Annotated in this window: 16 protein-coding genes; 11 read left to right on the forward strand and 5 right to left on the reverse strand. The window is 75.5% G+C overall.

Annotated features, from left to right (window positions below):
• The first annotated feature begins 107 nt into the window (after positions 1–107).
• The 10 genes from H2O74_RS04640 to H2O74_RS04685 all read left to right on the forward strand — a co-directional run bounded on the left by H2O74_RS04640 (position 108) and on the right by H2O74_RS04685 (position 9,891).
• Positions 108–1,682 carry an ABC transporter ATP-binding protein gene (locus H2O74_RS04640; RefSeq protein ID WP_182113344.1) on the forward strand — a complete coding sequence of 525 codons (1,575 nt, stop codon included), beginning with the start codon at positions 108–110 and terminating at the stop codon, positions 1,680–1,682.
• Entirely contained in the window at positions 1,679–2,914 is a 1,236-nt protein-coding gene (locus H2O74_RS04645; RefSeq protein ID WP_255491779.1) for an ABC transporter permease, read from the forward strand. Before H2O74_RS04640 ends, H2O74_RS04645 begins: the two co-directional genes overlap by 4 nt.
• Positions 2,911–4,206 (forward strand): ABC transporter permease, encoded by a 1,296-nt coding sequence (locus H2O74_RS04650; protein ID WP_182113345.1) that lies wholly within the window; start codon positions 2,911–2,913, stop codon positions 4,204–4,206. The genes H2O74_RS04645 and H2O74_RS04650 overlap by 4 nt, the downstream gene beginning before the upstream one ends.
• 7 nt (positions 4,207–4,213) lie before the next feature.
• Positions 4,214–4,624 (forward strand): cytidine deaminase, encoded by a 411-nt coding sequence (locus tag H2O74_RS04655; RefSeq protein ID WP_255491780.1) that lies wholly within the window; start codon positions 4,214–4,216, stop codon positions 4,622–4,624.
• Positions 4,621–5,928, forward strand: a complete 1,308-nt coding sequence (locus H2O74_RS04660; protein WP_182113346.1) for a thymidine phosphorylase — start codon at positions 4,621–4,623, stop codon at positions 5,926–5,928. Before H2O74_RS04655 ends, H2O74_RS04660 begins: the two co-directional genes overlap by 4 nt.
• 8 nt (positions 5,929–5,936) lie before the next feature.
• Positions 5,937–6,896, forward strand: coding sequence for a hypothetical protein (locus H2O74_RS04665; RefSeq protein WP_182113347.1), 960 nt, complete (start codon positions 5,937–5,939; stop codon positions 6,894–6,896).
• Positions 6,897–6,990: 94 nt separating this feature from the next.
• Positions 6,991–7,212 carry a hypothetical protein gene (locus H2O74_RS04670; RefSeq protein WP_182113348.1) on the forward strand — a complete coding sequence of 74 codons (222 nt, stop codon included), beginning with the start codon at positions 6,991–6,993 and terminating at the stop codon, positions 7,210–7,212.
• A gap of 33 nt (positions 7,213–7,245) precedes the next feature.
• On the forward strand, positions 7,246–8,388 hold the full coding sequence (locus H2O74_RS04675) for an adenosine deaminase (protein ID WP_182113349.1): 1,143 nt from the start codon (positions 7,246–7,248) through the stop codon (positions 8,386–8,388).
• Entirely contained in the window at positions 8,385–9,095 is a 711-nt protein-coding gene (gene deoC / locus H2O74_RS04680) for a deoxyribose-phosphate aldolase (protein WP_182113350.1), read from the forward strand. The genes H2O74_RS04675 and deoC overlap by 4 nt, the downstream gene beginning before the upstream one ends.
• 10 nt (positions 9,096–9,105) lie before the next feature.
• Positions 9,106–9,891, forward strand: coding sequence for a glycerophosphodiester phosphodiesterase family protein (locus tag H2O74_RS04685; protein ID WP_255491781.1), 786 nt, complete (start codon positions 9,106–9,108; stop codon positions 9,889–9,891).
• Between the two features lie 7 nt (positions 9,892–9,898).
• Here the strand turns inward: H2O74_RS04685 and surE are convergent, their stop codons facing one another.
• The 4 genes from surE to H2O74_RS04705 all read right to left on the reverse strand — a co-directional run bounded on the left by surE (position 9,899) and on the right by H2O74_RS04705 (position 14,509).
• Positions 9,899–10,666: a 5'/3'-nucleotidase SurE gene (gene surE / locus H2O74_RS04690; RefSeq protein WP_182113351.1), complete on the reverse strand. Its 768-nt coding sequence runs from the start codon at positions 10,664–10,666 to the stop codon at positions 9,899–9,901.
• Complete coding sequence (locus tag H2O74_RS04695; protein ID WP_182113352.1) at positions 10,663–11,679, reverse strand: 1-phosphofructokinase family hexose kinase; 1,017 nt, start codon at positions 11,677–11,679, stop codon at positions 10,663–10,665. Before H2O74_RS04695 ends, surE begins: the two co-directional genes overlap by 4 nt.
• Positions 11,680–11,801: 122 nt before the next feature.
• Positions 11,802–13,664 carry a phospho-sugar mutase gene (locus H2O74_RS04700; RefSeq protein WP_182113353.1) on the reverse strand — a complete coding sequence of 621 codons (1,863 nt, stop codon included), beginning with the start codon at positions 13,662–13,664 and terminating at the stop codon, positions 11,802–11,804.
• The gene (locus tag H2O74_RS04705) at positions 13,664–14,509 is read right to left on the reverse strand and encodes a purine-nucleoside phosphorylase (RefSeq protein WP_182113354.1); all 846 of its coding nucleotides are present in this window, start codon (positions 14,507–14,509) and stop codon (positions 13,664–13,666) included. The genes H2O74_RS04700 and H2O74_RS04705 overlap by 1 nt, the downstream gene beginning before the upstream one ends.
• An 84-nt stretch (positions 14,510–14,593) precedes the next feature.
• On the opposite strand from H2O74_RS04705, the gene H2O74_RS04710 reads away from it, so the two are divergent.
• The gene (locus H2O74_RS04710; protein WP_255491782.1) at positions 14,594–16,048 is read left to right on the forward strand and encodes an NAD(P)H-quinone dehydrogenase; all 1,455 of its coding nucleotides are present in this window, start codon (positions 14,594–14,596) and stop codon (positions 16,046–16,048) included.
• A gap of 32 nt (positions 16,049–16,080) precedes the next feature.
• Here the strand turns inward: H2O74_RS04710 and H2O74_RS04715 are convergent, their stop codons facing one another.
• Positions 16,081–16,515 carry an NUDIX hydrolase gene (locus H2O74_RS04715; RefSeq protein WP_309232736.1) on the reverse strand — a complete coding sequence of 145 codons (435 nt, stop codon included), beginning with the start codon at positions 16,513–16,515 and terminating at the stop codon, positions 16,081–16,083.
• Positions 16,516–16,552 lie beyond the last annotated feature (37 nt).

Raw genomic sequence — 16,552 nt, forward strand, 5'->3', positions numbered from 1 at the left:
TGCCGGGCGCATGGGCGCGTCACTAGGCTCGGGACAGCAGGAGCACCACCACCGTTCGGGAAGGGCGACGACGCCGTGACGCAGGTACAGCCGGGCGAGGACACGCCATGAGGCTCCAGCTCGAGGGGATCACGAAGCGGTTCGGTCCGCTCGTGGCCAACAACGCCATCAGCCTGACCTTCGAGCCGGGGGAGATCCACGCCCTGCTCGGGGAGAACGGCGCGGGCAAGTCCACGCTGATGAACGTCCTGTACGGCCTCTACCGGCCGGACGAGGGCCAGATCGTCATCGACGGCGAGCCCGTGTCCTTCACGGGTCCCGGCCAGGCCATGGCCGCCGGGATCGGCATGGTGCACCAGCACTTCATGCTCGTCCCGGTCTTCACGGTCGCGGAGAACGTCGTGCTCGGCCACGAGCCGACGTCGGGCGGCGGCCTCATCGACCTGGCGCGGGCCCGCGCCCTGGTGCGCGAGATCTCGGACCGGTTCGGCTTCGCGGTCGACCCGGACGCGCTGGTCGAGGACCTGCCGGTCGGGGTCCAGCAGCGCGTCGAGATCATCAAGGCGCTGAGCCGCGACGCGAAGATCCTCATCCTCGACGAGCCCACGGCGGTCCTCACGCCGCAGGAGACCGACGAGCTCATCGCGATCATGCGCCAGCTCAAGGACGCCGGGACCTCGATCGTCTTCATCACGCACAAGCTGCGCGAGGTCCGCGCCGTGGCCGACCGGATCTCGGTCATCCGGCGCGGGACCGTCGTCGGCACCGCGGACCCCAGCGACAGCGAGGCGAAGCTCGCCTCGCTCATGGTCGGCCGCACGGTCGACCTGGGCGTGGACAAGCAGCCGACCGACCCGGGCGACGCGACCTTCCAGGTGCGCGACCTGACGGTCATCGACCCCAGCGGGGCGCGCGTGGTCGACGGGGTGAGCCTCGACGTCCACCGCAGCGAGATCCTCGCGATCGCCGGTGTCCAGGGCAACGGGCAGTCCGAGCTCGCCGAGGCGATCCTGGGCCTGCGCAGCGCGTCCGGCGGCTCGATCACGCTCGACGGGAACGAGCTCCTCGGCCGCAGCGTCGACGAGGTCCTGCGCGCGGGTGTCGGCTTCGTCCCCGAGGACCGCAGCACCGACGGCCTGATCTCGTCCTTCTCCATCGCGGAGAACCTCATCCTCGACCTGCACGGCGAGAAGCCGTTCGCCAGCTACGGGTCGCTGTCCCCGTCGCGGGTGGCCGCGAACGCGGCACGCGCGGTCCAGGAGTTCGACGTCCGCCTCACCTCGGTGCACGACCCCATCAGCACGCTGTCGGGGGGCAACCAGCAGAAGGTCGTCCTCGCGCGGGAGATGTCCCGGCCGCTGCGCCTGCTCGTCGCGAGCCAGCCCACGCGCGGCCTCGACGTGGGCTCCATCGAGTTCGTGCACAAGCGGATCGTCGCCGAGCGCGACCACGGCACGCCCGTGGTGATCATCTCCACCGAGCTCGACGAGGTCCTCGCCCTCGCCGACCGCATCGCGGTGATGTACCGGGGCAAGGTCGTCGGCGTCGTGCCGGGCAGCACGAGCCGTGACGTCCTCGGCCTGATGATGGCCGGCGCGCCGCTCGAGGAGGCCCAGCGCGGGGCCGCTTCCCACCACACCGCCCTCAGCGAGGCCGGAACGATCGACGGGATCCCCCTGTGAGCACCACCGACACGCTCGTCGCGCCGTCCGCGCAGCCGAGCACACCGACGGGCCGCGGCGGGCCCGGTCTCCTGCAGCGCGTCCTGGACGCCTCGTGGCTGACGATCACGCTCGCGATCGTCATGGCCCTCATCGCGTCCTCCGTGCTGATCGCCGCCGCGAACGCCGAGGTGCAGGACGCGGCCGTCTACTTCTTCTCGCGGCCCACGGACCTCCTCACCGCGGCATGGGACGCCGTCTACTCGGCGTACTCCGCGCTCTTCCGCGGCGCCGTCTTCGACTACCAGGCCGAGGGCCTGCGGCGGGTCCGGCCGATCACCGAGACGATGACGGCGTCCGTGCCGCTCATCCTCGCCGGCCTCGGCCTCGCGGTCGCGTTCCGTTCGGGGCTGTTCAACATCGGTGCGCAGGGCCAGGTGCTCATGGGCGCCGCGGCGGCGACCTTCTTCGGCATCACCTTCACCCTGCCGGTCGTGCTCCACGTCGTGGCCGCGTGCGTCGCGGCGATCGTCGTCGGGGCCCTCTGGGCGGGCATCGCCGGCTTCCTCAAGGCCCGGACGGGGGCGAACGAGGTCATCGTCACGATCATGCTCAACTCGATCGCGACCTACCTCGTGGCGTTCCTGCTGACCACGACCGTGCTGCGCCAGGGCGGGACCCGCCCGATCTCGCCCCCGGTCGGGCCGAACTCGCTCATGCCCCGCATGCTGGGCGAGCAGTTCCGGCTGCACTGGGGCTTCGTCGTCGCGCTGCTCGCGGCGGTCGCCGTGTGGTGGCTCATGGAGCGCTCGGTGCTCGGGTTCCAGTTCCGGGCGGTCGGGGCCAACCAGCGCGCCGCCCGCACGGCCGGCATCCGCGTCAACGTCGTGTTCGTCACGGTCATGCTCGTCGCCGGTGGCCTGGCGGGCCTCGGCGGCGCGATGCAGATCCTCGGCACGGACCGGACGCTGCAGGAGTCGAGCGCCGGCAACATCGGCTTCGACGCCATCACCGTCGCACTGCTGGGGCGCTCGAAGCCGGTCGGCACGGTCCTGGCTGCGCTGCTGTTCGGTGCCCTGCGCGCCGGATCGCCGCTCATGCAGACCTCGGCCGACACCCCGATCGACATCATCCTCGTCATCCAGGCCTCGATCGTGCTGCTCATCGCGGCGCCCGTCCTGGTCCGCGAGCTCTCCCCGCTGCACCGGATCGCGCAGCTCTTCGGCTACCGCATGAAGGAGGCCAGCGCATGAGCATCCAGATCGATCCCGTGCCCAGCACGGTCGTCGAACCCGCCGGTGCGGGCGCCCAGGCACGCATCTCCTGGCGCGGCCCGGTCCTCTACCTCGGCGTCGGGCTCCTCGCGCTCGTCGTCTTCGGGCTCCTGACGCCGAGCGGGGACACCACCCGCTTCCTCGTCGCGACGAGCACCGACATGGTCCACATCGCCACGTTCGGGGTCCCGTCGCGGGCGACGGCGCTCGTGCTGTCCCTGCTCGCCCTCGGCCTCGGTGGCTGGGCCACCTGGCTCACCGCGAACCGCAGGACGGTCCCCACGTGGGTCCAGCTGACGTTCGGCGGCGTCGTCCTCCTGGCCTTCCTGGTGTGGGTGATGGCCGGGAACAGCAACGCGATGCCGTTGACCGTGCTCCTCACGGGTGCGCTGACGCTCGCCGTCCCGCTGGTCTTCGGCTCGCTCGCCGGCCTGCTGTGCGAGCGGTCGGGCATCATCAACATCGCGATCGAGGGCCAGTTCCTGGCCGGCGCGTTCCTCGCCGTCGTCGTCGCGAGCCTGACCGAGAACCCCTACGCGGGGCTGATCGCGGCGCCCGTCGCCGGCGCGCTCGTCGGCGCGGTGCTCGTGATGTTCGCGGTGCGCTACTGGATCGACCAGATCATCGTCGGCGTCGTGCTCAACGTGCTCGTCGTGGGCGTGACCAACTACCTGTTCTCGACGGTCCTGTCGGAGAACACCGACGCGTTGAACTCGCCGCCCCGGCTGCCCACCCTGGCCATCCCGGTGCTGTCCGAGATCCCCGTGCTGGGACCGGTGCTCTTCAAGCACTCGATCATCGTCTACCTCATGTACGTCGTCGTGGCGGTGCTCCAGGTGATGGTGTTCCGCAGCCGCTGGGGCCTGCGGATGCGCGCCGTCGGCGAGCACCCGAAGGCGGCGGACACGGTGGGCATCAAGGTCAACCGGACGCGTGTGCTGAACACCGTGCTGGGCGGCGCGGTCGCCGGGCTCGGCGGCGCCGCGCTCGTCTCGGCCGGGCTCGCCTTCAACAAGGAGCTGACGAGCGGCAAGGGCTACATCGCGCTCGCCGCCATGATCCTGGGCCGGTGGAGCCCCAAGGGCGCCCTCGCGGCCGCCCTGCTGTTCGGCTTCGCGGACTCGCTGCGCCAGGTGCTCAACAACCTCGGCTCGCCCGTCCCCAGCCAGTTCCTCTCGATGCTCCCGTACCTCGCGACGATCTTCGCCGTCGCCGGCCTCGTGGGACGCGTCCGCGCGCCCGCCGCCGAGGGCATCCCCTACAAGAATTGAGGCTCTCGTGACCCGCCAGACCCCCGACGTCGACTGGGAGGCGCTGCGCGCTGCCGCCCGCGACGTGATGACCCGGGCGTACGTGCCCTACTCCGAGTTCCCGGTCGGCTGCGCCGCGCTCGTCGACGACGGCCGTGTCGTCGTCGGCTGCAACGTGGAGAACGCCTCGTACGGCGTGGGCCTGTGCGCGGAGTGCGCTCTCGTCGGTGCGCTGCACACCTCCGGCGGCGGGCGCCTCGTGGCGTTCGCGTGCGTGGACCGGCACGGCAACGCGCTGATGCCCTGCGGCCGGTGCCGCCAGCTGCTGTGGGAGGCGGGTGGCCCCACGCTGCTCGTCGACACGGTGAGCGGGATCCGCCCGATGACCGAGGTGCTGCCGGACGCCTTCGGGCCGGCCGACCTGGTGGAGCGGGCATGAGCGCCGCACCGCGCCACGAGGCGCACGACGCCGTGGACGTCATCCGCACCAAGCGCGACGGCGGCCGGCTCGACGACGCCCAGATCGACTGGGTCGTCGACGCCTACACCCGCGGGGTCGTGGCGGAGGAGCAGATGGCCGCGCTCGCGATGGCGATCCTGCTCAACGGCATGGAGCGGGCCGAGATCGCCCGCTGGACCGCCGCGATGATCGCCTCGGGCGAGCGGCTGGACTTCTCCGGCCTCTCGCGTCCGACGGCGGACAAGCACTCCACCGGCGGCGTGGGCGACAAGATCACGCTGCCCCTCGCGCCGCTGGTCGCGGCCTACGGCGTCGCCGTCCCGCAGCTGTCCGGGCGCGGCCTCGGCCACACCGGCGGCACGCTCGACAAGCTCGAGGCGATCCCCGGCTGGCGCGCGGCGCTGACCAACGACGAGATGATGCGCCAGCTCGAGGACGTGGGCGCGGTCATCTGCCAGGCGGGCTCGGGCCTGGCGCCCGCCGACCGCAAGCTCTACGCCCTGCGCGACGTGACGGGGACGGTCGAGGCCATCCCGCTCATCGCCAGCTCGATCATGAGCAAGAAGATCGCCGAGGGCACGGGCTCGCTCGTCCTCGACGTCAAGGTCGGCAGCGGCGCGTTCATGAAGGACCTCGACCGCGCGTCGGAGCTCGCCCGGACGATGGTCGAGCTCGGCACCGACGCCGGTGTGCGCACCGTCGCGCTGCTCACCGACATGTCGACGCCGCTCGGCCTGACCGCGGGCAACGCGCTCGAGGTCCGCGAGTCGGTCGAGGTGCTGGCCGGCGGCGGCCCGCCCGACGTCGTGGAGCTGACCGTGGCCCTGGCCCGGGAGATGCTCGCCTCGGCCGGTCGCGACGACGTCGACCCGGCGGACGCGCTCGCCGACGGCCGCGCGATGGACGTGTGGCGGCGCATGATCGCCGCCCAGGGCGGCGACCCTGACGCCGCGCTGCCGGTGGCGCGCGAGACCGAGGTGGTCTTCGCGCCGGCCGACGGCGTGCTCGTCGAGCTCGACGCGCTCGCGGTCGGCGTCGCGGCGTGGCGCCTGGGCGCCGGCCGTGCGCGCCGCGAGGACGTGGTCCAGGCGGGTGCGGGCGTCGAGCTGCACGCCAAGCCCGGCGCGCTCGTGCGCGCCGGCGAGCCGCTGATGACGCTGCACACGGACACCCCCGAGCGGTTCGAGCGTGCCCGGGAGGCCCTCGCGGACGCCGTGACGATCGCGCCCGAGGGCGACCGGCCCGCGCGCCGCCTCGTGCTCGACCGGGTGGCGGCGGACTGAGCCCCGCCGTGGGCCTGCAGCTGACGACCCTCCTGCACCGCGCCGTGCGCGGTCGGGAGGTCGTCGCGGCGGGCCCACCGCGGGCGGACGGGCCGCCGGTGGGCGTCGCGGACCTGCGCGACGTCACCGCGGCGCGCGTGCGGGCGCTGGTGGCCGACGCCGACCGCGTCCGGTTCGACGCGCTCGTGGCCGGGTCCGACGACGCCGTCGTGCTGCGGCGGGCGCTGGCGGCGACCGCCTCGGTGGACGCCGTGGCGGAGCTCGCCGGGGCGCTGGCACGGTCGACGCCGGGGGACCGGCGCGCCGTGCGCGACCCCGTGCCCTCGATGGCGCGCCAGGGGCGCCAGAGCGACGGGACGACCTGCGGCTCGTCGGTCCTGGCGATGCTCGCCGCCCACGGCGACCCCACGCTCGCGCTCTGGCTCGCGACGGGGACCGTGCTCGCGTCCGCGCGGCCGCCCGAGCTCTCGGGCGCGCCCGACGCCGCGCTCGACCGGCTCGCCGAGGCCCCGCGCGAGGCCCGCTTCGCGGCGGTGCAGCGCGTGCTGCGCCGGCGCACGAGCGCGCGCGCCGTGCTCGGGCTGGCGTGGCCGCCCCGGTACGGGACCCCGCCGTGGACCGCCGCGCGGACGGCCCGCTTCCTCGGCGTGACGTACGACCACCGCCCGCTCGACGACACGGACGCGGCCCACCTCGCCGGGGCGCTCGCCGAGGTCGGGACCGCCCTGGACGCGGGCGTCCCCGTGCCGCTCTACAGCGGCGGCGACACCGCCCGGGGGTGGGACACCGCGCTGCCGCGCCACGTGGTGCTCGCGTTCGCCCGGGACGACGCCGGGTGGCACGTGTGGGAGCCGGGGGCGGGGGCCGTGGTGGTCGCGGACCGCCGGGCGCTGACGTCCGGGCGCCCGCACGCCGCGCTCGGCCACTGGGACCACCTCGCCTGGGTGCTCGCCCCGCGCCTGCGGTGAGGGGCCGCGGGTGGCGGCCCGGTGTGGCGTTCGACACGATGGGAGCGGGCCGGTACCCCGCCGCCCGCGCCTGACGACGGACGAGGAGGACGCGATGAGCACGATCCCTGGTGACAGCTCGTGGGCGGACGCGGGCCTGGTCCCGCCGGACAACGCGCAGGTCCCCGGCTCGGAGAGCACGACCGTCCCGGTCGACCCCGAGCACCAGCCGGCCGCGCCGCGGCCCGACCTGCGGGACGAGGCCGCCGAGGGCGACGTCGTCGAGCAGGCGCAGGAGGTCCCCGACGACGGCTCGGACGAGTACCCCGCGCGGTGAAGGAGGGCCCCGCGGCCCGATAACGTGGCGCCCATGAGTCGTTCCGCAAGCCGTTCGAGCACACCGCTCACCACCGAGGAGATCACGGCGCTGCCGAAGGTCCTCCTGCACGACCACCTGGACGGCGGCCTGCGCCCGGCCACGATCGTCGACATCGCGGCGCAGGTGGGTCACGCGCTGCCCACCACCGACGTCGAGGACCTCGGGCGGTGGTTCGTCGAGGCCGCGAGCTCCGGCTCGCTCCCGCGCTACCTCGAGACGTTCGACCACACCATCGCGGTCATGCAGCGGCCCGAGGACCTGCGCCGCGTCGCGCGCGAGGCGGTCGTGGACCTCGCCGCCGACGGCGTCGTGTACGCCGAGCAGCGCTACGCGCCCGAGCAGCACCTGCGCGCCGGGCTGAGCCTGCAGGACGTCGTCGATGCCGTGGGCCAGGGCCTCGCGGAGGGCGTCGCCGAGGCGGCCGCCGCCGGGCGGACCATCCGTGTGGGCCAGCTGCTCACCGCGATGCGCCACGCCGACCGCGGCCAGGAGATCGCCGAGCTCGCGCTCGCCAACCGCGACCGGGGCGTGGTCGGCTTCGACATCGCCGGCGCCGAGGACGGCTTCCCGCCGTCGCGCCACGCGTCGGCGTTCCGCACGCTGCGGTACGCGCACTTCCCGGTGACCATCCACGCGGGCGAGGCCGCGGGCCTCGACTCGATCGCCGAGGCGCTCCACGTCGGTGGCGCCCTGCGTCTGGGGCACGGGGTCCGGATCGCCGACGACATCACCTTCGGCGAGCCCACGGAGCAGGACCCGCTCGGCCTCGAGAAGGCCACGCTCGGCCCGCTCGCCCACTGGGTGCGGGACCAGCAGGTGCCGCTCGAGCTGTGCCCGACGTCGAACGTCCAGACGGGTGCGGCGGCGTCCGTCGCGAGTCACCCGATCACCGCGCTCGCGGCCCTGGGCTCCGCCGTCACCGTGAACACCGACAACCGGCTGATGTCCGGCACGTCCATGACGCGCGAGATGCAGCGCCTCGTCGACGAGGCCGGCTGGACGCTCGCCGACCTGCACGACGCGACCCTCACCGCGGCGTGGAACGCCTTCCTCCACCACGACGAGCGGCAGGCGCTCGTCGAGGACGTCATCGATCCCGCGTGGACCGCGGGGAAGGGCCGGCACCGCGCATGAGCACTGCCCAGGACCGTCAGACCGTCGCCAGGCTGGTCGACCACACGCTGCTGAAGCCGGAGGCGACCCCGGCCGACGTCGAGGCCCTCCTGCGCGAGGCGCACCGGCTCGGCGTGTACGCCGTCTGCGTGTCGCCCTCGATGCTGCCGCTCGAGCCGCCCCCGGGCGTCCTCGTCGCGACGGTGTGCGGGTTCCCGTCCGGCAAGCACCACAGCGAGATCAAGGCGGCCGAGGCCGCCCGGGCCGTCGCGGACGGCGCGGACGAGGTCGACATGGTCATCGACCTGGGCGCCGCGCTCGCGGGCGACTGGGACCGCGTGCAGGCCGACATCGCCGCCGTGCGTGCGGCCGTGCCGGCGCCGCGCGTGCTCAAGGTCATCATCGAGTCGGCCGCGCTGCCGGACGACGGCGTCGTGGCCGCGTGCCGCGCGGCCGAGGCGGCGGGCGCCGACTTCGTCAAGACCTCCACGGGCTTCCACCCGGCGGGCGGGGCGAGCGTGCACGCCGTCGAGCTCATGGCGGCGACCGTGGGCGGTCGCCTCGGCGTGAAGGCGTCGGGCGGCATCCGCACGGCCGCGGCGGCCCGCGCGCTGATCGCGGCCGGCGCCACGCGCCTCGGCCTGTCCGGGACGGCGGCGGTGCTCGACGGCCTGGACGCCCCGGGGACGGACGCCGACGCCGACGCGGCCGCCGGCACCGGGTACTGAGCCCGGGGACGTGACGCGCGCGCAGGAGCGGCCCTACCTCGACCACCCGGGGCCGCTCCCGCTCGCGCACCGCGGGTTCTCGCCCGCGGGGCTCGAGAACTCGATGGCGGCGTTCGCCGCGGCCGTCGACCTCGGGTTCCGCTACGTCGAGACCGATGTCCACGCCACGGCCGACGGCGTGCTGGTGGCGTTCCACGACGAGACGCTCGACCGGGTGACGGACGGGTCGGGCCGGGTCGACCGGCTGCCCTCCTCGACGGTGCTGCGGGCCCGCATCGGCGGTGTCGAGCCGGTACCGAGGTTCGAGGACCTGCTGGGGACGTGGCCGGACCTGCGGGTCAACGTCGACGTCAAGAGCGAGGGCGCCGTGGCGCCGCTGGCGGAGGCGGTCGAGCGCACGCGCGCGCACGACCGCGTGTGCGTGGCGTCGTTCTCCGACGCGCGCCGCCGGGCCGTCGTGCGACGCCTGTCCCGCCCGGTCGCGACGTCGGCCGGCACGCGCGCGACGGCGGCGTTCCGGGCCGCGGTGGCGGCCCGCTCCGCGGCGGCGGTCCGGCGCGCGCTGCGCGACGTCGACTGCCTCCAGGTCCCCGAGCGCTACGGCCGCCTCCGGGTGGTCACGGCCGCGACCGTCGCCGCCGCCCACCGCGCGGGCGCGCAGGTCCACGTGTGGACCGTGGACGACCCGGCCGACATGCACCGCCTGCTCGACCTCGGCGTGGACGGCCTCGTGACGGACCGCGCCGACCTGCTGCGGGATGTGCTCGTCGCGCGGGGGCAGTGGGTCCGGCCCTGACGGCGGCTCAGCCCAGCGGGCCCTCGACCTCCGGGAACCCCGGGGCGGGGACCGCCCACGGCGCCCGCAGCACCGTCGCGGTCGCCCAGCCCGCGGCCGCGAGCCCGGCGTCCGAGCCGGCGTCGGCGGTCGGGTCGAGCTCGGCGTAGCGCACCCGCACCGCCCCGTCGGCGCCGGGCCGGTCGATGCGCGCCTCGACCGCGCCGAAGTCCGCGAGGGGCGCCACGCGGATGCCGCGCAGCCGGTGCGCCGGCAGGTCCGGGACGTTGAGGTTGAGCACGCCCGCGCGGGGCTCGCGCGCCTCGAGCCAGCCCAGGGCGTGCGACGCGACGACGCCGGCCGTGGCCCAGTGCTCCGGGTGGGCGGTGATGATCGAGACGGCCATCGCGCGGATCCCGTGCGTCACGGCCGACGTCGCCGCGCCCACGGTCCCGGAGTGGATGACGGCGTTGCCCGTGTTGGGCCCGCGGTTCACACCGGACAGGACCAGGTCGGGCCGCGGGCCGAACCCCTCGTACGCCGCCAGGAAGGTGATGAGCGCGGGCGCCGCCGCGACGGCGTAGGACTCGACGTCGTCGGCGAGCCCGGGCGCCCGCCGCGGCTCGACGACGACGCGGCCGTCGCGCTCGATCCCGAAGAGCGACGCGGAGGCGCCGGAGTACTCGGTGGCGGGCGCCGCGACGACGACCTCGTACCCGGCCGCCGCGGCGACCTGCGCCAGGACGGCCAGCCCGGGGGAGTCGATGCCGTCGTCGTTGGTGACCAGCGCCCTCATGCTGCTCCCTCCTCGAGCGGCTCGACGGTGACGCGCTCCACGAAGCGCTCGATCTGGTCCCGGTGGCCGGTCGCCAGGCCGCGCCGGGTCACGTTGAGCGCGCCCGCCGCCGCCCCGAGGCGGACCGCCTCGAGCAGCTCGAGGCCGCGTCCCAGCCCGACCGTGACGGCCGCCGTCAGCGAGTCGCCGGCGCCGCGGTGGTCGACGGTCGAGACCGGGGGAGCCGTGACCTGCCAGGCGCCCTCGCGCGTGACGACGAGGGTGCCCTCCGCGGCGCGGGAGACGACCATCGCGCCCACGCGTCCGCGGCCCTCGTCCTCGGCGTCGTCGGAGCGGGCGTCGTCCGCGTGCTCGCCCGCCAGCACGGCCCGGGCGCCCGCGAGCAGCTGCGCGAGCTCCGGTCCCTCGGCCAGGCCGGCGTCCACCATCTCGCTGTGGCTCATCTTGAGGACGTCGAGGCCCTCGGCCACCACGGCGAGCGCGGCGTCGCCCGAGAGGTCGGCCACGACCGTGCTCCCGTTGCGGCGCAGGTCGCGGGCCACCCGGGCGAGGAAGTCGGCGGGCACGGTGTCGGGCGGGTCCGCGCCGGTGAGCGCGACGACGTCGGCCTCGAGAGCCTCGACCAGGAGCGTGCCGAAGAGGTCGTCGAGCTCGTGGCGGCCGAGCGGCGTCGGGTCCGCCGCCGCGAGCTCCTCGCGCTCGCCCGGCTCGCCGGCGTCGTCCCGGGAGCGGCGGTCGTGCACGTAGGCGCCGTTGCTGCCGTCGTAGCGCGTCGCCCGCAGGTCCACGCCCTCCCGGGCCGCGAGGTGCTGCGCGGCGGCGCCCGTCTCGCCCGCGAACGGTCCGCACGCCACGACGCGGGCGCCGAGCACGGACGCCATGCGGGCGAGCCACAGCCCCTGGCCCCCGGGGTGCACGTGGATCTCCGGTCCCGAGCCGTGGGCGGAGTCCTCGACCGTCACGGTCAGCAGCGAGGTCAGGGCCAGCACGCACACGCGCGGCTCGTCGGTCACGTCCTACCTCCGTGGTCGGGGATGCCGTGCGACAGCACAGCATCAACCGGCGCGGCGCGCAGCCCGAGGCGTCGGCGCCGCGCGCCCGGGAGCCCGGGTGTCCGGGCTCCCGGGGCGTCCGGTCAGAGCCCGAGGGCCGCCGCGACGTCCGCCCGGACCGCGTCGAGCCGCTGGCGGGCGCGCGTGCGCGCGGCGCCGACGGGGTCGGACGCGTCGCCGTCGTCGGTCACCGGGACGATGACCTCGAGGTAGCACTTGACCTTGGGCTCGGTGCCGCTCGGGCGCACGATGACGCGTGTGCCGTCCTGGGCCACGAGCCGGAGCCCGTCCGTCGGCGGCAGCGCATCCGGGCCCTCGCCGCCGTCGGCGAGGTCGACGACCTCGACCACGGGCGAGCCGGCCAGCGTGGCCGGCGGGGCCTCGCGGACGCGGGCCATGGTCGCCGGGATCTGGGCGAGGTCCGTGAACCTGGCGGACAGCTGGTCGGTGAGGTGCAGCCCGTGCTCGACGGCGAGGTCGTCGAGCAGGTCGACGAGGGTGCGTCCACGCACCCTCGTCCCGGCCGCGAGCTGGGCGATCAGGAGGGCGGCGCTGAGGCCGTCCTTGTCCCGCACGCGCGCCGGGTCGACGCAGTAGCCGAGCGCCTCCTCGTAGCCGAAGACGAGGCCCTCCACGCGCGAGATCCACTTGAACCCCGTGAGCGTCGCGCGGTGCGCGAGGCCGTGCGACGCCGCGATGCGGCCGAGCAGGCGCGAGGACACGATCGAGTTCGCCAGCACGCCCGGCGTGCCGTCGGGGTGCCGGCCGTCGGGGTGCGCCGCGGCGAACCGCGCGGCGCGGTCCTGGCCGAGGAGCGCGCCGACCTCGTCACCGTGCAGCATGCGCCAGCCCCGTGCGGCCGCCGTGCCCGCGGTGGCCGACGTCGCGTGCGCGAGCCGGGGGTCGCGCACCGCGACCGCGCACCGGTCGGCGTCGGGGTCGTTGGCGAGCACCAGGTCGGCGTCGAGCTCCTCCGCGAGCGCGAGCGCGAGGTCGATCGCGCCCGGCTCCTCGGGGTTCGGGAACGCGACGGTCGGGAAGCGCGGGTCCGGCAGCGCCTGCTCCGGGACGATGTGCAGGTCCGTGAAGCCGGCGCCGCGCAGCAGCCGCTCGGCCGTGTGCCCGCCGACGCCGTGCAGCGGCGTCAGGACGATCCGCAGGTCCCGCGGGCCGTCGGGGTCGGCGAGCGCGCCGACGGCGGTGAGGTAGCCCTCGACGATCTCCTCACCGAGAACGGCCCAGCCGGACTCGGTCCGCGGTACCGAGGCGACGGACTCGACGGCCGCGATGCACCGGGCGATCTCGGCGTCGTACGGCGGGATGATCTGCGCGCCCTGGCCGCTGTCGGTGACGACCCGTCCGCCGAGGTAGACCTTGTAGCCGTTGTCCTGCGGCGGGTTGTGGCTGGCCGTGACCATGACGCCGGCGTCGGCGTCCAGCAGCCGCACGGCGTACGCGAGCACGGGGGTGGGCAGGGGCTCGGGGAGCAGGAGGGCGTGGCCCCCCGCGGCCGTGACGACCCCGGCGGTGTCCCGCGCGAACCGCTCGGAGCCGTAGCGCGCGTCGTAGCCGATGACCACCCGGGGCCCTTCGACGACGACGCCGCCGCCCTCGCCCCGGCGCGCCTCGAGCGCGTCACGCAGGTACCGCACGAGGCCCGCGGCCGCCCGGATGACGACGGCGCGGTTCATGCGGTTCGGGCCGCCGCCCATCGCGCCGCGCAGGCCCGCGGTGCCGAACTCGAGCGGTCCGCGGAAGCGGTCGGCGAGCTCGGCGCGTGCGACGGAGCGCAGCTCCTCGTCGGCGTCGTCCTGCGCGGTCGTCAGCAGCGTGCGCAGGTGCGCGGCGGTCTGCGGGTCGGGGTCGTCGGCCACCCAGGCCTCGACCTGTGCGACGAGCGCGGGGTCGAGCGGCTGGTCCGGCCGGTCGGCGGTGGGGGGCGCCATCAGATCCGCCCCACGACGTCGGCGAGCAGGCGGCTGATGCGCGGCGCGGCCGCCTGGCCGGCCTCGATCACCTCGGCGTGCGAGAGCGCCTCGGCCCCGATGCCGGCGGCCAGGTTGGTCACGAGCGAGAGCCCCAGGACCTCGAGCCCGGCGTGCCGTGCGGCGATGGCCTCGAGCGTGGTGGACATGCCCACGAGGTCGGCGCCCATGACGCCCGCCATGCGGACCTCCGCGGGGGTCTCGTAGTGGGGCCCGCGGAACTGGGCGTAGACGCCCTCCGGCAGCGAGGCGTCGACCTCGTGCGCCACGTCCCGCAGCCGCTGGCTGTACAGGTCGGTGAGGTCGACGAACGTGGCGCCTTCCAGCGGCGACGTCGCCGTGAGGTTGAGGTGGTCGCGGATGAGCACGGGGGTACCCGGCGCCCACGCCGGGTCGAGGCCGCCGCAGCCGTTGGTGAGCACGACGACGCCCGCGCCGGCCGCGGCCGCGGTGCGCACGCCGTGCACGACGCGCCGCACGCCGCGGCCCTCGTACAGGTGGGTGCGCGACCCGAGCACGAGCGCGTGCCGGCCGTCCGCGAGCCGGATCGAGCGGGTGGTCGCGACGTGCCCGGGGACCGCGGGGGCGCTGAAGCCGGGGAGCTCGTGGCTCGGGATCTCGGCGACCGTCTCGCCCAGCAGGTCGGCCGCGCCGCCCCAGCCGGAGCCGAGCACGAGGGCGACGTCGTGCGACGCGATCCCCGTCCGCTCGGCGAGGACGGCGGCGGCCTCGCGGGCCACCTCGAACGGGTCGGTGGCGGGGTCGTCGAGGGTGGTGAGCGGCCCGGTGCCGTGTGGTGCTGTCATGCAGCGAGGCTATCGGTGACCCGGCCCGGACGTGGGGCCACGCGGTCGGGACGCGTCCGCGGCGCCCGACGGCACAATGGGGCCGTGACCGCAACGACACCCGGCCTCGCCACGCCCGTCCCCGCCCCCGAGCGGCCGCCCGGACGGCCGGCCCCGAAGGTCGTCGTCGTCGGCGGTGGTCCCGGCGGCTACGAGGCGGCCCTGGTGGCGTGCCGGTCGGGTGCCGACGTCACGCTGGTCGAGCGGCAGGGCCTCGGCGGTGCGGCGGTGCTCACCGACGTCGTGCCCTCCAAGACGCTCATCGCGACGGCGGAGTGGATGACCATCGCCGACCGCGCGTCGGACCTCGGCATCCGCACGGTGGGCCTGCCGACCGACACCCCGCTGCGGGGGCACGAGGTGGACCTCGGCCTGGTCAACGCCCGGGTCGTCGAGCTGGCGGCCGCGCAGTCCGCGGACATCCGCACCCGCCTGGAGGCCGAGGGCGTCACCCTGGTCGAGGGCACCGCCAGGCTGGACGGGCCCGAGCGCGTGGTCACCGACGGGGGCGGGTCGTTCGACGCCGACGTCGTGCTGCTGGCGACCGGGGCGACGCCCCGCTGCCTGCCCGAGGCGATGCCCGACGGCGAGCGCATCCTCACCTGGACGCAGCTCTACACCCTGACCGACCTGCCCGAGCGCCTGATCGTGGTCGGGTCCGGCGTCACGGGCGCCGAGTTCGCCGGCGCCTACAACGCGCTGGGCGCCGACGTCGTCCTGGTCTCCTCGCGTGACCGGGTGCTGCCGGGGGAGGACGCCGACGCCGCCGAGCTCATCGAGGGCGTCTTCACGTCCCGCGGCATGACGGTGATGAGCCGTTCCCGCGCCGCGGGGGTGACCCGCCGGGGCGACGGCGTGGAGGTCACGCTCGCGGACGGGCGGGTGGTCGAGGGGTCGCACTGCCTCATGGCGGTCGGCGCCGTCCCGAGCACCGAGGGCCTCGGGCTCGAGGAGGCCGGCGTCGTGCTCGGCAAGGGCGGCTACATCGAGGTCGACAAGGTCTCGCGCACGAGCGCGCGCGGCGTCTACGCCGCCGGGGACTGCACCGGCGTCCTGCCCCTGGCGTCGGTCGCCGCGATGCAGGGGCGGATCGCCATGGCGCACGCGCTCGGCGACGCCGTGACGCCGCTCGACGTCAGTGAGGTCGCGGCCAACATCTTCACGGCGCCGGAGATCGCCACCGTGGGCCGCTCGCAGCGCCAGCTCGAGGAGATGGGCGCGCGGTTCGTCGTCAGCACGCTGCCGCTGGCCCGCAACCCGCGCGCGAAGATGCTGGGCATCCGCGACGGGTTCGTGAAGATCTTCGCGCACAGCACAACGGGCATCGTCATCGGCGGGGTCGTGGTGGCGCCGCGCGCCGGCGAGCTGATCTTCCCCCTGACCCTCGCCGTCAACCACCGCCTCACGGTGGACCAGATCGCCGACTCGTTCACCGTGTACCCGTCGCTGTCGGGAACCATCGCCGAGGTGGCCCGCGTGCTGCACACACGCGCGGAGTAGCCGGGCCGAGCAGCCGAGGGCTCCGGCGCGCCTCAGCCCAGCAGGGCGCGCAGGCCGGGCCACGCGCCGGCGAACGCGGGGAGCAGCGGCCGGTCGGCCACCGCGTCGACGTCGACCCAGGCGACCTCGAGGCTCTCCGCGTCGGTCGGGCGCACGTCGTGGGGGCCCGTCGCCCGCGCGACGACGGTGGTGTAGCGCCACGGGCCGTGGTCGAGCACCACCGCGTCGTGGATCTCGAGGGCCGCGGGGTCGATGCCGGCCTCCTCGGCGGCCTCCCGGACCGCGCCCTGCTCGGGCGTCTCGCCAGGGGCGAGCGCGCCGCCCGGCAGGGCCCACGTGCCGCCGTGGTCGGACCACAGGGCCCGGTGCTGGAGCACCACCTGCGTGCGCCCGCCCGCGGACCGGTGCAGCAGCAGGCCCGCGGCCCCGTGGGTGCCCCAGTGCCGCCGCCCGCAGGCGCACTGCACCCAGGCGTCGCCGGAGTGGCGGTGGTGGGCCGCCGGT

This window comes from Actinotalea sp. JY-7876, assembly GCF_014042015.1.
Taxonomy (GTDB): Bacteria; Actinomycetota; Actinomycetes; order Actinomycetales; family Cellulomonadaceae; genus Actinotalea.

Excerpts from the sequence above, each read along its gene's own strand:
- H2O74_RS04640 (WP_182113344.1), top strand. The coding sequence starts at position 108 with ATGAGGCTCCAGCTCGAGGGGATCACGAAGCGGTTCGGTCCGCTCGTG.
- H2O74_RS04650 (WP_182113345.1), top strand. The coding sequence starts at position 2,911 with ATGAGCATCCAGATCGATCCCGTGCCCAGCACGGTCGTCGAACCCGCC.
- H2O74_RS04660 (WP_182113346.1), top strand. The coding sequence starts at position 4,621 with ATGAGCGCCGCACCGCGCCACGAGGCGCACGACGCCGTGGACGTCATC.
- H2O74_RS04670 (WP_182113348.1), top strand. The coding sequence starts at position 6,991 with ATGAGCACGATCCCTGGTGACAGCTCGTGGGCGGACGCGGGCCTGGTC.
- H2O74_RS04675 (WP_182113349.1), top strand. The coding sequence starts at position 7,246 with ATGAGTCGTTCCGCAAGCCGTTCGAGCACACCGCTCACCACCGAGGAG.
- deoC (WP_182113350.1), top strand. The coding sequence starts at position 8,385 with ATGAGCACTGCCCAGGACCGTCAGACCGTCGCCAGGCTGGTCGACCAC.
- surE (WP_182113351.1), bottom strand. The coding sequence starts at position 10,666 with ATGAGGGCGCTGGTCACCAACGACGACGGCATCGACTCCCCCGGGCTG.
- H2O74_RS04700 (WP_182113353.1), bottom strand. The coding sequence starts at position 13,664 with ATGGCGCCCCCCACCGCCGACCGGCCGGACCAGCCGCTCGACCCCGCG.
- H2O74_RS04705 (WP_182113354.1), bottom strand. The coding sequence starts at position 14,509 with ATGACAGCACCACACGGCACCGGGCCGCTCACCACCCTCGACGACCCC.